14 protein-coding genes are annotated in these 14,578 nt (G+C 36.9%); 8 read left to right on the top strand and 6 right to left on the bottom strand.

The annotated features are described in order from the left end of the window. Window positions 1-193: 193 nt before the first annotated feature. The 8 genes from ACPDG9_RS00500 to dnaB all read left to right on the top strand — a co-directional run bounded on the left by ACPDG9_RS00500 (window position 194) and on the right by dnaB (window position 9,298). A complete protein-coding gene (locus ACPDG9_RS00500; RefSeq protein ID WP_430525906.1) occupies window positions 194-964 on the top strand; it encodes a lipopolysaccharide kinase InaA family protein in 771 nt (256 codons plus the stop codon). 291 nt (window positions 965-1,255) lie between these two features. After that, entirely contained in the window at window positions 1,256-2,395 is a 1,140-nt protein-coding gene (locus tag ACPDG9_RS00495; protein WP_430525905.1) for an ABC transporter substrate-binding protein, read from the top strand. Continuing rightward, a complete protein-coding gene (locus ACPDG9_RS00490; protein WP_430525904.1) occupies window positions 2,396-3,409 on the top strand; it encodes a FecCD family ABC transporter permease in 1,014 nt (337 codons plus the stop codon). Window positions 3,410-3,483: 74 nt separating this feature from the next. Beyond that, a complete protein-coding gene (gene tgt, locus ACPDG9_RS00485; protein WP_430525903.1) occupies window positions 3,484-4,614 on the top strand; it encodes a tRNA guanosine(34) transglycosylase Tgt in 1,131 nt (376 codons plus the stop codon). A gap of 37 nt (window positions 4,615-4,651) precedes the next feature. After that, window positions 4,652-5,725 carry an LptF/LptG family permease gene (locus ACPDG9_RS00480; protein ID WP_430525902.1) on the top strand — a complete coding sequence of 358 codons (1,074 nt, stop codon included), beginning with the start codon at window positions 4,652-4,654 and terminating at the stop codon, window positions 5,723-5,725. Beyond that, window positions 5,712-6,605, top strand: coding sequence for a DMT family transporter (locus tag ACPDG9_RS00475; protein ID WP_430525901.1), 894 nt, complete (start codon window positions 5,712-5,714; stop codon window positions 6,603-6,605). The genes ACPDG9_RS00480 and ACPDG9_RS00475 overlap by 14 nt, the downstream gene beginning before the upstream one ends. Window positions 6,606-6,668: 63 nt before the next feature. After that, window positions 6,669-7,622, top strand: coding sequence for an acetyl-CoA carboxylase carboxyltransferase subunit alpha (locus tag ACPDG9_RS00470; protein ID WP_430525900.1), 954 nt, complete (start codon window positions 6,669-6,671; stop codon window positions 7,620-7,622). 137 nt (window positions 7,623-7,759) lie between these two features. Continuing rightward, the gene (gene dnaB / locus ACPDG9_RS00465; RefSeq protein WP_430525899.1) at window positions 7,760-9,298 is read left to right on the top strand and encodes a replicative DNA helicase; all 1,539 of its coding nucleotides are present in this window, start codon (window positions 7,760-7,762) and stop codon (window positions 9,296-9,298) included. Window positions 9,299-9,423: 125 nt separating this feature from the next. Here the strand turns inward: dnaB and ACPDG9_RS00460 are convergent, their stop codons facing one another. The 6 genes from ACPDG9_RS00460 to ftsH all read right to left on the bottom strand — a co-directional run bounded on the left by ACPDG9_RS00460 (window position 9,424) and on the right by ftsH (window position 14,578). Next, window positions 9,424-10,182, bottom strand: coding sequence for a superoxide dismutase (locus ACPDG9_RS00460; protein ID WP_430525898.1), 759 nt, complete (start codon window positions 10,180-10,182; stop codon window positions 9,424-9,426). Then, window positions 10,179-10,448 (bottom strand): acyl-CoA-binding protein, encoded by a 270-nt coding sequence (locus ACPDG9_RS00455; protein ID WP_430525897.1) that lies wholly within the window; start codon window positions 10,446-10,448, stop codon window positions 10,179-10,181. The genes ACPDG9_RS00460 and ACPDG9_RS00455 overlap by 4 nt, the downstream gene beginning before the upstream one ends. Before the next feature lie 2 nt (window positions 10,449-10,450). Further along, the gene (locus ACPDG9_RS00450) at window positions 10,451-11,101 is read right to left on the bottom strand and encodes a phosphatidylserine decarboxylase family protein (RefSeq protein WP_430525896.1); all 651 of its coding nucleotides are present in this window, start codon (window positions 11,099-11,101) and stop codon (window positions 10,451-10,453) included. 3 nt (window positions 11,102-11,104) lie between these two features. Further along, a complete protein-coding gene (locus tag ACPDG9_RS00445) occupies window positions 11,105-11,893 on the bottom strand; it encodes a phosphatidate cytidylyltransferase (protein ID WP_430525895.1) in 789 nt (262 codons plus the stop codon). 3 nt (window positions 11,894-11,896) lie between these two features. Beyond that, window positions 11,897-12,469, bottom strand: a complete 573-nt coding sequence (locus ACPDG9_RS00440) for an LUD domain-containing protein (RefSeq protein WP_430525894.1) — start codon at window positions 12,467-12,469, stop codon at window positions 11,897-11,899. Between the two features lie 144 nt (window positions 12,470-12,613). After that, entirely contained in the window at window positions 12,614-14,578 is a 1,965-nt protein-coding gene (gene ftsH, locus ACPDG9_RS00435; RefSeq protein ID WP_430525893.1) for an ATP-dependent zinc metalloprotease FtsH, read from the bottom strand.

The raw sequence follows: 14,578 nt of genomic DNA, 5'->3' as shown, positions 1-14,578 counted from the left end.
GAACGTAATATGACTTTTACTCTTAATTTAATGAAGGTATTTAAAAGGTTGTTTTTGTGCTTTCTATATTTTTAATGTATTGTAATGTGTTGTAAGTGAGTGCTTTGTGTTTGTTTGGTGTCAAGGGGAGTTTCCTAAAAAGGCAGTAACTTGCAGGTTAACAAAAAGTATTTTATATGTGACTCAACTAAGGGTGAAAACACTAGTACATCCCTTATATCAAAACCAACAAGAAGAATTAACTAATTTAATTAAAAACTATGACGAATTAACTACCTATCTTTTTAAAGGAACTAGAAACTCAATCAAAATCGCCACCTTATCAACCGGACAACGAGTTGCTATTAAATCCTTTAAAATACCCAATGTTCTTAATCAATATGTGTACAAGTTTTTTAGAAAACCGAAAGGATTGAGGTCCTTTGAACACGCTGAAAAATTAAAGAAACTAGGAGTAGCTAATCCACAAGCTGTTGCGTACTTTGAGTATAGCACCCCCTCAAGAATTAGAAATACCTATTATATTTCTGAATTGGTGGAGGCTGAACTAACGTATCGCGACTTAATTACCCAAAAGGATTATCCCAATAGGGAGGTGATCCTGGAGGAATTTGTTCGATTTTCTTACGGTTTACATGAGAAAGGGATTAATTTTCTTGATCATTCGCCAGGGAATACATTGATTAAACACCAAAAAGACGGGACCTATGAATTTTATTTGGTCGATTTGAATCGAATGAAATTTAATCAAGAAATGTCATTTACGCATCGCATGAAAAACTTAGCGCATCTAACAACTAATATTCATGATATTGAAAAGATGGCTGAACACTATGCTCGATTAATTGGTAAAAACTCTAAAGAGGTTTTTATCCGTTTGTGGCTAGAGACTATTAAATTTCAATTTAGGTTTTACAAAAAGAAAGATTTAAAGTTTAAAATTAAACGATTTTATTTTAGTTAGGAATGAGGAGATTGGAGAGGTGTATGCACTGAATATAGCTCTCCAATTCTATATTTATTCTAGTGTTCGATAAATATATCTCACCTAGTTTATATTTTATTTTGGAGTTCGATGAATATATCTCACCTAGTTAATATTGGTTTTGGTGTTCGATGAATCTACGCTTCGCTACGATTTTCGCTTCGCTCCGATTTGCACTGCGTTGCGATTTTCGCTTCGTCTCTTCTTTCTTCCTTCTTCTCACCCAATAAAAGAAATAAGCTTATTTTTGCAAGGTAAAGACTTGAGTACATGAAAAAAATAGCTTTTTATCTTCTAGGATGCCTGGGCTTACTTTTGTTTAGTAGCTGTAAGGATAAAACAACAGCAGTAACAGAACAAGTGACACAACAATCGCTGATTACTTATGCAAAGGGGTTTACTCTTGTTGCCCAAGAAGACTTCTACGTTGTTCAAATTACGCAACCTTGGGTGGGGGCACAAGAACAGTTTACTTATGTATTAAGGAAAGCACAAGCACAAGTTCCGGATTCTTTGCTTGACTATACTCAAATTCCAATTCCAATTCAGACCATTGCTTGTACATCAACAACGCATATTCCCGCTTTAGAGGTGCTCGATGAAATTCCTTCTCTCCTTGGATTTGCAGGACTAGATTATGTCTCTACGACGTCTGCTCGCCATCGAATTGAGCAAGGATATGTACATGAGCTTGGTCAAAATGATGCTCTAAATGTAGAAACACTGATTGATGTACAACCGGATGTCTTAATGACGTTTGCAATGGACCATTCCAATAAAGCATTGCAAACAATCGAACAAGCTGGTATTCCCGTTTTATACAATGGAGATTGGACCGAACAGAATCCCCTGGGAAAGGCAGAGTGGATTAAGCTATTTGGCGTTTTATTTGCTAAAGAAAAAGAGGCAAATCGATTTTTTGATCAATTGGTTAAGGACTATACTTCGACTTTACAAGTCGTGGAAAAAGTGGTGAATCAACCTACTGTACTCAGTGGAGTGATGTATGGAGATGTATGGTATTTACCAGAGGGAAACAGTTGGGCGGGCATCTACTTTCAGGATGCACGAGCGAGTTACCTTTGGAAAGAAACGCAAGGGACTGGAAGTTTGTCTCTTTCTTTTGAACAAGTTTTGGAGCAAGCACAACAGGCTGAATACTGGATTAATCCAGGACATTATGAGTCTTTAGCCGATTTAGCTGCGGCCAATCCACATTACAAAGAGTTTGAAGCATTTAAAAATAAAAGAGTTTATTCGTTTGCGCCTACAAAAGGAGCCACAGGAGGCGCTCTTTTTTATGAACTCGGTGCACTGCGACCAGATCTAGTTTTGAAAGATTTAATTCACATACTACATCCAACGGTATTACCCACGTATCAACCGTATTTTTATCGACAATTGAAATAAATGAGGGCAACAAAACTAAATGGGCTGTTGGGTATTGTCCTACTTTTGGTCCTATTTGTAAGTAATATTTCTTGGGGAAGTGTGCATATTCCTTTTGTTTCAGTTTGGAATATTCTGACCGGACAAGAAGGAGAAAAATCTTCTTGGGAGTATATCATCTTGCACTATCGTTTGCCAAAAGCTATTACAGCTATACTGGTTGGTATTGCCCTGTCGGTCAGTGGCGCATTGATGCAAACGCTTTTTCGAAATCCCATGGCTGAATCTTATGTTTTAGGAATCAGTGCGGGAGCGGGACTAGGGGTTGCACTCGTTCTGTTGGGAGGTACCGCCGTTCCTGCGGTATTAACCTCTTATGTAACGTCAAATTACACCTTACTTCTAGTAGCTATACTCGGTAGTTTTATTCTGCTATTGCTTATTTTAGCAGTGTCTAATCGAGTTCGAAATTCTATTACCGTACTTTTGGTGGGGTTGATGTTTGGCAGCTTTGCCAATGCCATAATAGCGCTATTAACTTATTTTAGCCAAGTAGATCAACTGAAAAAATACGTAGTCTGGATGGCAGGTAGTTTGGGTAATCTCTCTCAGGAGATGCTCGTGCTTTTCGGACTGGTTGTGGGTATAGGTGTACTTATGGCTTTGCTATTGATTCGAAGACTAGATGCTTTGTTATTGGGCGATGCGTACGCCGCCTCGTTGGGGATAAACGTCAAACAAACCCGAAATTGGTTGATTATTACTGCAAGTTTATTAGCGGGTGGGGCAACAGCTTTTGTTGGACCTATTGCGTTTATAGGCTTAGCCGTTCCTCATATCACCCGAATGGTATGGAAAAAAAATACCCATCGAACCTTGCTTTTAGGTAGTATGTTTCTAGGGAGTATATTGATGCTGCTCTGTGATATGCTAACGCAAATTAGCAATAATACGGTATTGCCTATCAATGCAATTACAGCGTTATTCGGGGCACCAATCGTTGTGGTTCTTCTCTTTAAATACCGCATTTTGTAGAAAGTAGAAAAATAGATAAAAACTAGGGCGAATGACTACTTTTAAATTATCTTTGCAAGTTGTAAATAGATAATATGAAGTTCGAATTATTACATACTGATGTTCAGTCACGTGCACGTGCTGGAAAAATTACTACGGATCACGGTGTAATTGAAACACCTATCTTTATGCCTGTTGGAACAGTGGCAACAGTAAAAGGAGTACATCAAAGAGAATTGAAGGAAGAAATTAATCCCGATATTATTTTGGGTAATACCTATCACTTGTACTTACGTCCAAAAGTAGAAATTTTAAAACAAGCAGGTGGTTTGCATAAATTCATGAATTGGGACCGCAATATCTTAACGGATAGTGGGGGATTCCAAGTGTATTCTCTCTCTGCAAATAGAAAAATTAAGGAAGAAGGAGTAAAGTTTAAATCGCATATTGACGGTTCATACCACTTTTTCTCTCCTGAAAATGTAATGGAAATTCAACGCGCAATCGGGGCGGATATTATCATGGCTTTTGATGAGTGTACGCCTTATCCTTGTGATTATCGCTATGCAAAACGCTCCATGCACATGACGCACCGTTGGTTAGATCGTTGTGTGACACATTTTAATAAAACACCAGAACTATATGGGTATTCCCAAGCGCTATTTCCAATTGTGCAAGGAAGTACGTATAAAGACTTGCGTCAACAATCAGCAGAGTATATCGCAAATGTTGGAGCAGAAGGAAATGCTATTGGAGGTTTATCAGTTGGAGAGCCTGCAGAAGAAATGTATGCGATGACAGATGTGGTAACTTCTATTCTGCCTGTAGACAAACCTCGTTACTTAATGGGGGTAGGGACACCTATTAATATATTAGAAAATATAGCCCTTGGCGTGGATATGTTTGATTGTGTAATGCCAACGCGTAACGCAAGAAACGGGATGTTATTTACAGCCAATGGTATTATTAATATCAAAAATAAAAAATGGGAGGAAGATTTCTCTCCAATTGACGAAATGGGACATACATGGGTAGATACAGCATACTCAAAAGCCTATTTGCGACACTTATTTGCTGCTAATGAATCACTAGGTAAGCAAATTGCTTCTATTCATAACTTAGGTTTCTATATGTGGTTGGTGCGAGAAGCTCGTCAACAGATCCTAGCAGGAACATTCACTACCTGGAAAAATAAAATGGTAAAGCAGTTAGGTGTAAGATTGTAAAAAGAAACGAAGGTCAAATAGCAAAAGTAGTTTACAGATGAAAATTATAGATTGGTATATTTTAAAGCGATATTTAGCCACTTTTTTTGTGATGCTCTTGTTGTTTGTACCTATTGGTATTGTTATTGACGTCTCGGAAAAAATAAATAAAATCCTAGAAAATAAAGTTCCTGTACAGGCAACAGTGATGTACTACTTGGATTTTACGGTCTATTTTGCCAATATGTTATTTCCTATATTTCTGTTTATCTCCATCATTTGGTTTACCTCCAAATTGGCAAATAACACAGAAATCGTTGCAATTTTGAGCTCGGGTATTTCTTTTACTCGATTTTTACGCCCTTACTTAATAGGAGCAACGATGATTTCCTTATTAGCCCTTGCCATGTCGATGTATATCGTACCTAGAGCTAGTGCTGGTTATAATGATTTTCGATACAAGTATCTCAAAAGAGATGAGGTTCGGGAAAGTCAAAATGTATTCAAACAAATTAATGCCAATGAGTTTATTTTCGTTAGTAATTTTAACTACGGAAATAATACAGGATATAATTTTACGCTAGAAGAATTTGATGGGAATACCCTAGTTTCAAAGATTGAGGCAAAGCGCATCGAATGGAATGCGGAAACAAAATTGTACACTTTGTACGATTATTTCAAACGATCAGTTGGCGAAGGGGGAGATAAGCTAGAATTTGCAGATGCAAAGGAGTTGCAATTGGAATTTGATATCGATGATCTAAGTCCCGTTGTCTATGCCGCAGAGACCATGACACTGGGGCAGCTGAAGCGTTTTATTGAAAAAGAACGCATGCGTGGTTCATCCAATATCAATGTCCATTTGGTCGTGTTGTACAAAAAATACAGCGTGCCTGTATCTGCTTTTATTTTGACCATTATCGCCGTATCTGTATCTTCAATGAAGCGAAGAGGAGGAATGGGAATTAACTTAGCTATTGGTATTGCCTTGGCCTTTATCTATGTTTTCTTTGACAAAATATTTAGTGTGTTAGCGGAAGCTTCGAGTATGTCGCCTTTGGTGGCTGTATGGATTCCCAATGTTACATTTTCAATTTTAGCTATATTTTTATTACGAAATGCTCGCAGATAACGTTAAGAGTCATTTGCTGTTACACCTCATTGTTTTTGTATGGGGATTTACAGCTATTTTAGGTAATCTAATTACCTTAGAAGCGTTGCCCTTGGTTTGGTATCGCATTGTGATAGCCGTGATTACTTTACTTATTCTATTTGCCTTTAAACGACAAACACTGAAAGAAAGCAAAGGGAATATGATAAAGTTTTTAGCTGCAGGTGTGGTTATTGCACTGCATTGGCTAACTTTTTTCTGGGCGATTAAAATATCGAATGTGTCTGTTACGCTGGCTTGTCTGTCGACGGGTGCATTTTTTACTTCTATTTTGGAACCTATTTTCTATAGAAGAAAAGTCATTGCTTATGAAGTTCTTTTCGGGTTTATGGTGGTATGTGCACTAGCGCTTATTTTTAGTGTGAGCATGGAATATATTCAAGGAATTATCTTAGCTTTAATCTCAGCGTGTTTATCCGCTATGTTTTCGATTATTAACGGCAAATTTGCTAAGCAAGCATCGGCCTCTATTATTACCTTTTATGAAATGGTTGGGGGTGTGTTGATCTTGTCTTTATACTTGTTGTTTAGTGGTGGATTTACAGCTGAATTTTTTACCGTAACAACTTCAGATTGGCTGTGGTTGTTAGTTTTAGGTACTTTTTGCACCGCTTTTGCTTTTATCGGTTCAGTCTACGTAATGAAATATATTACTCCGTTTACTGTAATGCTTACTGTTAATCTTGAGCCTGTTTACGGAATCTTGTTGGCAATCCTTATTTTTAAAGACAGTGAAAAAATGAGCACCGAATTTTACATCGGAGCGCTATTAATATTGAGTACAGTAGTACTAAATGCTATTGTTAAAAACAGGAAAAAGATAAAAGTTAGCGAAATATAGAGGTCTATATAGAGGAAAATTTTATCTTTGTGATTAGTAATTGAAACTAAAAATTATTCATAAATGGAATATTTAGATTTTGAGCTTCCTATTAAAGAACTTGAGGAGCAGTTAAAAAAATGTACGTTAATCGGGGAGGAATCTGATGTAGATGTATCGACAACTTGCTCACAGATCGAGAAAAAATTAGAAGAGACAAAGAAAGACATATATAAAAATTTGAGTCCTTGGCAACGTGTACAATTGTCGCGCCACCCAAATAGACCTTATACTGTTGATTATATTAAAGCACTTTGCGGAGATACGTTTTTAGAACTATTTGGAGATAGAAATGTAAAAGACGATAAAGCGATGATCGGTGGTTTAGGTAAAATCGGAGATCAAAGTTTTATGTTTGTGGGTCAACAAAAGGGATTCAATACAAAGACAAGACAGTATAGAAACTTCGGAATGGCTAATCCAGAGGGATATAGAAAAGCTTTGCGTTTAATGCAAATGGCAGAGAAATTTAATATTCCAATCGTAACTTTAATCGATACGCCAGGTGCTTATCCGGGACTAGAAGCTGAAGAAAGAGGTCAAGGGGAAGCAATTGCTCGTAATATCTATGAAATGTTCCGAATTAAAGTGCCAATCATCTGTATTATTATTGGTGAAGGTGCCTCAGGCGGTGCATTGGGTATTGGTGTAGGTGACCGTGTAACAATGTTGGAAAATACGTGGTATTCGGTAATTTCACCTGAATCGTGTTCTTCTATTTTATGGAGAAGTTGGGAGTACAAAGAACAAGCAGCTGAAGCTTTGAAATTGACTTCGTACGATATGAAAAAGAATAAATTAGTTGACGATATTATTGCTGAACCATTAGGAGGAGCGCATTCGGATCGAGAGGCTACTTTCGAATCAGTGCGTAATTATATCGTAAAAACACACAAAGAATTAGCTAAAACACCAGTAGATAAATTACTAGACCAACGCATGGAAAAGTACTTCGAAATGGGGGAATACAAAAGTTAAATAGAAAAATTTACAATAAAAAAATCCGAGCATCGCTCGGATTTTTTGTGCTTTATTATTCCGCTAATCACATTTAAAAAGGTTATTTTTATTAAATGTAAAGGAGATACAAGTAAAAAAAGAGTTATTTTCGCACTATGGAAAAAGCAAAAGATATACGTACCTATTCCAGTTCTTTTACTAAAGATGTTATTGCTTTAGAAAAAGGAAAGTTACCACCTCAAGTTACTGATTTTGAGGAGGCGGTTTTAGGTGCAATGATGATTGATAAGAAGGGGATCGATGAAGTAATTGACATTCTTCAACCAGATGCCTTTTACAAAGAAGGACACAAGTATATTTTTGAGGCAATCGATCAATTATTCGTGGGAAATCAACCCATCGATTTGCTGACGGTTTCAGCTCAGCTTCGCAAAAATGCCAAATTGGATGCGGCAGGTGGGGATGCTTATTTGGTTAGCTTGACGCAAAAGATCAGTTCTTCTGCTCATATTGAATTTCACTCTCGTGTGATTCTTCAGAAATTTATTCAACGCAGTCTGATTCGTATTTCGAATGAAATTATTGAAGATGCTTATGATGAAACGACGGATGTATTTGATTTATTGGATAAAGCCGAAGCTAAACTGTATGAGGTTACACAAGGAAATATTAAGAAAAGTTCTGAAACAGCACAAAGCTTAGTAGCTCAAGCGAAAAAGCGAATTGAAGAAATCAGTACGAAAGAAGGATTGAGTGGACTGCCAACTGGTTTTCACAAGTTAGATGAATTAACCTCCGGATGGCAACCCAGTGACTTAATCATTATTGCAGCACGTCCCGGAATGGGAAAAACGGCTTTTGTATTGTCAATGGCGCGTAATATCTCTATTGAGGCTGGGGCAGGAGTAGCTTTCTTCTCTCTAGAGATGTCATCGGTTCAGTTGATCACGCGTTTGATCTCTTCTGAAACAGGTTTGTCCTCGGAGAAACTTCGTACAGGTAAATTAGAAAAACACGAATGGGAACAATTGAACGTTAAGGTAAAAGATTTGGAACGAGCTCCTTTGTTTATCGATGATACACCTTCTCTTTCTATTTTTGATTTACGTGCAAAAGCAAGGCGTTTGGCCTCTCAATATGGTATTAAACTGATTGTTATTGACTATTTACAGCTGATGACAGCTGGTGGAAGTCAGAAAGGTGGCGGAAACCGTGAGCAAGAAATTTCAACCATTTCTCGAAACTTGAAAGCCTTAGCTAAAGAGTTAGATATTCCTGTAATTGCCTTATCTCAGTTATCACGTGCAGTGGAAACTCGTGGGACTTCAAAGCGTCCTTTATTATCGGATTTAAGGGAGTCTGGAGCTATTGAGCAAGATGCGGATATCGTATCGTTTATCTATCGACCAGAGTACTATAAAATTGAAGAATGGGATGATGAGTTCCGTTCACCTACCGCTGGACAAGCTGAATTTATCGTTGCAAAACACAGAAACGGGGGGTTGGATAATATCCGCCTGAAATTCTTAGGAATGTACGGTAAGTTTGATAACCTAGATGAAGACGCAAGATTAGAAGGTTTCCCAGGAGGTGATGGAGTTTATTCCTCAGCAATTAATGAAGGAGGAGCCAATATGACGCAACACTTGCCTCCCGCAAGAGATGTGTTTAATGACGATGATGTACCTTTTTAGTTGACGCTTTACAGTTTTTAGATTTGCTAAATAACAAATAATAAACAAACAACGAACACAACGAACAGTAAACAATAAAAAAGGCGAAAGATAACTCTTTCGTCTTTTTTATTGTTTACTCATCACTACTCGCTCAATCTTCGATTGGCAAATTCCCAATTTAAATGAGGTAGAAGTGCCTTAATGTATTTTTCTTTATCGTTTTTATAGGAAGCTAAATAAGTGTGTTCCCATAAATCAATAACTAATAGGGGTTTACCCATTCGCAATGTAATTGGGTTTGTATTGTTTTCTGTGGTTAGTAAAGTGAGGTTATTGCGGTGATCCGCAAGAAGCCACAACCAACCCGAACCTTCAAATTCAACACCTATTCTTGTAATTTCAGCTTTTAAATTATTGTAAGAACCAAAACTAGAAGTAATCATGGCCGACAAGGTTGTGTTTGGACTTGTTGTCGTTGTTTTACTTATGGATTGCCAAAAGAAATTATGGTTGTAATAAGCACTTGCTAGATGGTTTATTTCTACTTGTGTAGACGTTACTTTGCTTAAGATACCCACAAGGCTATCAGTTACAAAAGGAGTGTTGTGAATAGCTGTATTTAAGCGATTCGCATAGTTTAAATGTATTTCTCCATAGTGCAACGCTAAATCTTCAGGTGTAAACAAATCACTTAGCTCTTCATATTGAAAGGCAAGCGGATTCATGTCAAAAGGACCTTGTTTGGTTTTAACCTTTTCTTGACCTAAGACTGATTTTTTTTCAACAATAAACGTTTCCCTTTTGGGAATTTCGACTTCAATGAGGTCATTTTTTTTGCCACAAGATGCCGCTAATAACACCAGGAAGTAAAAAGCTAGGTTTAACGACTTGATTTTTTTCATTTTTTGGTCAAAATTGTTTGGGCAATTCTAATATATTCTGCTTTAGCTTCTTCAGTGGATAAGTGACTAACTTGTGTCCATGCGTTGAACTTAAAGGCCTTTTTCAAATCGTGAGACATATGTTCAAAGTCTTGGTGACTTAAACCATTAGTCGCTTGTTTGTAATAGGCGTAAATCCGCAGCATAACATCGGGAGCTAAATTTCTAGCTTCTTTTGAAATTCGCTCATAAGCTTCTAAGAAGTCTCTATCTAGTTGCTCGTTCATTCCTATTTTTTTGCAATTACCGTTTTGTTACCGATCGCTTTTTGGTTGAGTACTACATCTACTTTTGTTCCAATAGGTAAATATAGATCTACTCTAGATCCGAATTTAATAAATCCAGCATCTGTTCCCTGAATGGCTTGCATACCAGGTTGTGCGTAGTTAACAATTCGTTTCGCCAATGCACCAGCAATTTGACGGTACATCACCTCTCCATAAACAGGGTTGTCAATAACTACGGTTGTTCTTTCGTTTTCCTCACTTGCTTTTGGATGCCAAGCTACTAAGTATTTTCCTGCGTGGTATTTGCTGTATTTAATTAACCCGCTTAATCCATAACGCGTAACGTGTACGTTGATGGGCGACATAAAAATAGAAACCATTAAACGGTTATCTTTAAAGTACTCAGGCTCATAAACTTCTTCTATCACAACAACTTTTCCATCCACAGGTGCTACAATTACTTGGTCATTGGGTGTAATTGATCTGTTTGGATTTCTAAAGAATTGCAATACTAAGATTAGCAGTGCTAGAATAATAGATGACAAAGTCATTCTTAACCAATCAATCGTTATAAAATAATCAAAAACTACAATAATGATTACAGCGACTACTAACGAGAAAAAAATAATTTTAGTTCCTTCTTTATGAAACATGACTTATAAAATTTGAAAAATTATATATAAAAAGGGTGAGATAAACAAGATACTGTCTAAACGATCTAGTATACCTCCGTGGCCAGGCATGATAGCACCACTATCTTTTACACCTGCTTCTCTTTTGAAATGGGATTCAACCAAGTCGCCTAGCGTTCCAAATAGTCCTACAAAAATAGCACTTGCAATCCAAATATACACATTTAATGAGGTAAAAAACTGATTTAATACGAGTGAAGCAATAATTGCGAAGACAATCCCGCCTAGTAAACCCTCAATAGTTTTCTTGGGTGATATACGCTCAAACAACTTGTGTTTACCGAATTTTTTACCAACGATATAAGCAAATGTATCATTGGTCCATACTAAAATAAGGATACCAATAACGATTTGAGGTTGATAACCTTCTGCGGTATAAGGAAGGTGTAAAAAGGCTAAGAATGTTCCAATGATGTATCCTAAGAAAAGAACAATCTTGATTGGAAGACTGCGGTTAGGTTTTCTTGTGGTAAATAGTTCAGCTGTAATCGCTAGGAGTATTAAAAAAGTAACAATGACTAAGGCGTTAATAGGTAAAGCTACCACCGATTGAAATAGGGCTAATACGGCTAATAAGCTAACCCCTACACAAAAGTACTTGGATAGTTGTAGTAAGCGTGCGAATTCATAAGCTGCTACAACCATAAAAAAACTAAAAAGTATTTTGAAGGTTAGCGCATCGTATAAAGTTGCACTTAGTAGGAGAACAATATACACAATTCCAGATATTGCTCTTTTAACGGTTTCAGACATAATTTAGAGATCTTCTAATAAAAGTAAATATAAGTTTTTAGGAGATCTGCCATAACTTAAGAAATCTTGATTGGCAGACGGTTTAAAACAATTAATGGCCGTAATATTAGTGGGCAAAGAACTGCTGTACTTTCTTTTTATCTCGCGTAAACCATCACTCTTTGTTCGAGTAATTTGACTGGTTGCGGCGATAATAATTATGTTGTCTGGGATTTCGTGCGGTTTGTAATCTCTCAGTTGCTTTTCGCAAAATAAAATTGCTCCGTCATCTGCAATTAGACTTTCACAGGAGGAAACAAAAAAAAGCGGTTGCTTTGAGTTGATATATTTAATATTATTATCCCTTAAAAGTGAATGAAATTGATTTTCATGTGTTAGGGCTTCTTTTTCAAACCAATCATTTTCCACTAATACATTGACAAAGGTTTCGTGTAATTCTGTTTGTGTATCACAATACAAGAACTTACCACCGTTATTCTTAAAATTAACAGTGAATAAGTCATCAACAGGCATAACAGTCTCTGGAAGATATTGGCTTTTTTGATCACCGTTTTCTTCATTGTTTTGTTTTGACATAAATCCGCTAATTAACTTCTTTAGAAAGCTCATAGGTTAAGTGTCGAAATAGATGGTTTGTATTATCTTCAAAGATAAAAAAAATCTTAACTTAAAAGAGTCTTTAAGTTAAGATTTTTATATGGTTTGTCATATTATGCTTACCTAAGCAATTGTTTCTTCGCTATTCGATTGAGGTTGAATTGTGTTTTCTACTGTTTCAACTGGATCGAAAGGTCTTTTGCCAAAGATATTTTCTAAATCTTGTTGGAAAATAACCTCTTTTTCACAAAGTAAATCGGCTAATTGAATTAATTTATCCTTGTGTTCCGTTAAAATGGTTTGAGCACGCTCGTATTGGCCTTCAATCAATTTTGAGATTTCTTCGTCAATTACTTTAGCAGTATCTTCTGAATAAGGTTTGCTAAAGTTGTATTCGTTTTGACCTGATGAATCGTAATACGTAATATTTCCAAGTCTATCGTTTAATCCATAAACGGTAACCATAGCTCTAGCTTGTTTAGCTACTTTTTCAAGATCGCTTAAGGCGCCAGTAGAAATTTTGTCAAAGACAATTTTTTCAGCTGCACGACCTCCCATAGTAGCACACATTTCATCTAGCATTTGTTCTGTGCGGACAATTTGTCTTTCTGCGGGTAAATACCATGCAGCTCCTAGGCTTTGTCCACGCGGTACAATAGTCACTTTTACTAGTGGTGCTGCGTGTTCACACATCCAACTTACCGTAGCATGACCTGCTTCGTGTATAGCAATCGCATATTTCTCTTCTGGTGTAATGATTTTGTTTTTCTTTTCTAATCCACCAATAATACGGTCTACAGCATCCAAGAAGTCTTGCATATCTACTTCTTTCTTGTCTTTACGAGCCGCGGTTAAAGCCGCTTCGTTACAAACATTAGCAATATCAGCACCAGAGAATCCAGGTGTTTGTTTCGCTAAAAAGTCGATATCTAAGTTGTCTACTCTTTTAATATTGCGCAAGTGAACGTTGAAAATAGCTTCTCTTTCTTTAACATCTGGAAGATCAACGTAAATCTGTCTGTCAAAACGACCCGCACGTAAAAGTGCTTTATCTAAGATTTCAGCGCGGTTAGTTGCGGCCAATACAATTACGTTTGTATGTGAGCCGAAACCGTCCATTTCTGTCAGCAATTGGTTTAGCGTATTTTCTCTTTCGTCATTTGAACCAGAGAAATTGCTTTTTCCACGTGCTCTACCTACAGCGTCAATCTCGTCAATAAAGATAATAGCTGGTGATTTTTCTTTCGCTTGTTTGAATAGATCGCGTACACGTGATGCACCAACTCCAACAAACATTTCTACGAAATCAGAACCAGATAACGAGAAGAAAGGTACTTTTGCCTCACCAGCAACTGCTTTAGCTAATAGTGTTTTACCTGTTCCTGGAGGTCCTACCAAAAGAGCTCCTTTTGGAATTTTTCCACCAATTGAGGTGTATTTTTCTGGGTTCTTTAAGAACTCTACAATTTCTACAATTTCTTCTTTTGCTCCCTCTAGTCCTGCAACATCACTAAAAGTAACTTTAATGTCGTTCTTTTCGTCAAAGAGTTTTGCTTTCGACTTTCCAATAGAGAAAATCTGTCCGCCGCCACCAGCGCCGCCGCCGCCAGTCATTCTTTTCATCATGAATAGCCAAAAACCAATGATAATGATGATAGGCAAGAAGCTTATGAAGTAATCACCCCAATTGCTTTCAGCTTCTGATTTGTATTCGACTAGTTTGCCCTCACCAGCAGCCTCATCCAATTTCTTTTGGAAAATTTCTGAGTTGCCAATTTCTGTTACAAACTGAGGGCCTGTATTCTCTTTACCTAAGATTGATTTTCTTTGTAATTCTTCAAAGTCTTTGCTCTGCAAAGCGTCTTTGGTCAAATATATTTTAGCAACAGAACGATTGAATTCTACCTTTTCAACTTTCCCCTCTTTAAGGTAATCGAAGAATTTAGACAAACTCAGTTGTTTGGAATCTCCAACACCGCTTCCGTTTGATAAAAAGTTTATAACCAATACAATAACCACAATACTCGCGTACAATATCCACGGACTAAATTTGGGTTTGTTTTGGTTTGGTTTTATGTTTCCCGCCAT

The organism is Myroides sp. C6-3, assembly GCF_050522425.1.
Taxonomy (GTDB): domain Bacteria; phylum Bacteroidota; class Bacteroidia; order Flavobacteriales; family Flavobacteriaceae; genus Flavobacterium.
The sequence above is the reverse complement of the archived record's forward strand: the minus strand, read 5'-3'. Positions and strand labels throughout refer to the sequence as shown.

Bases quoted from the DNA above. Each gene is read 5' to 3' on its own strand.
- ACPDG9_RS00450 (WP_430525896.1), bottom strand. From the start codon at position 11,101: ATGTTTCATAAAGAAGGAACTAAAATTATTTTTTTCTCGTTAGTAGTC.
- ACPDG9_RS00470 (WP_430525900.1), top strand. From the start codon at position 6,669: ATGGAATATTTAGATTTTGAGCTTCCTATTAAAGAACTTGAGGAGCAG.
- tgt (WP_430525903.1), top strand. From the start codon at position 3,484: ATGAAGTTCGAATTATTACATACTGATGTTCAGTCACGTGCACGTGCT.
- ftsH (WP_430525893.1), bottom strand. From the start codon at position 14,578: ATGGCGGGAAACATAAAACCAAACCAAAACAAACCCAAATTTAGTCCG.
- dnaB (WP_430525899.1), top strand. From the start codon at position 7,760: ATGGAAAAAGCAAAAGATATACGTACCTATTCCAGTTCTTTTACTAAA.
- ACPDG9_RS00440 (WP_430525894.1), bottom strand. From the start codon at position 12,469: ATGTCAAAACAAAACAATGAAGAAAACGGTGATCAAAAAAGCCAATAT.
- ACPDG9_RS00480 (WP_430525902.1), top strand. From the start codon at position 4,652: ATGAAAATTATAGATTGGTATATTTTAAAGCGATATTTAGCCACTTTT.
- ACPDG9_RS00475 (WP_430525901.1), top strand. From the start codon at position 5,712: ATGCTCGCAGATAACGTTAAGAGTCATTTGCTGTTACACCTCATTGTT.
- ACPDG9_RS00490 (WP_430525904.1), top strand. From the start codon at position 2,396: ATGAGGGCAACAAAACTAAATGGGCTGTTGGGTATTGTCCTACTTTTG.
- ACPDG9_RS00455 (WP_430525897.1), bottom strand. From the start codon at position 10,448: ATGAACGAGCAACTAGATAGAGACTTCTTAGAAGCTTATGAGCGAATT.
- ACPDG9_RS00445 (WP_430525895.1), bottom strand. From the start codon at position 11,893: ATGTCTGAAACCGTTAAAAGAGCAATATCTGGAATTGTGTATATTGTT.
- ACPDG9_RS00460 (WP_430525898.1), bottom strand. From the start codon at position 10,182: ATGAAAAAAATCAAGTCGTTAAACCTAGCTTTTTACTTCCTGGTGTTA.
- ACPDG9_RS00495 (WP_430525905.1), top strand. From the start codon at position 1,256: ATGAAAAAAATAGCTTTTTATCTTCTAGGATGCCTGGGCTTACTTTTG.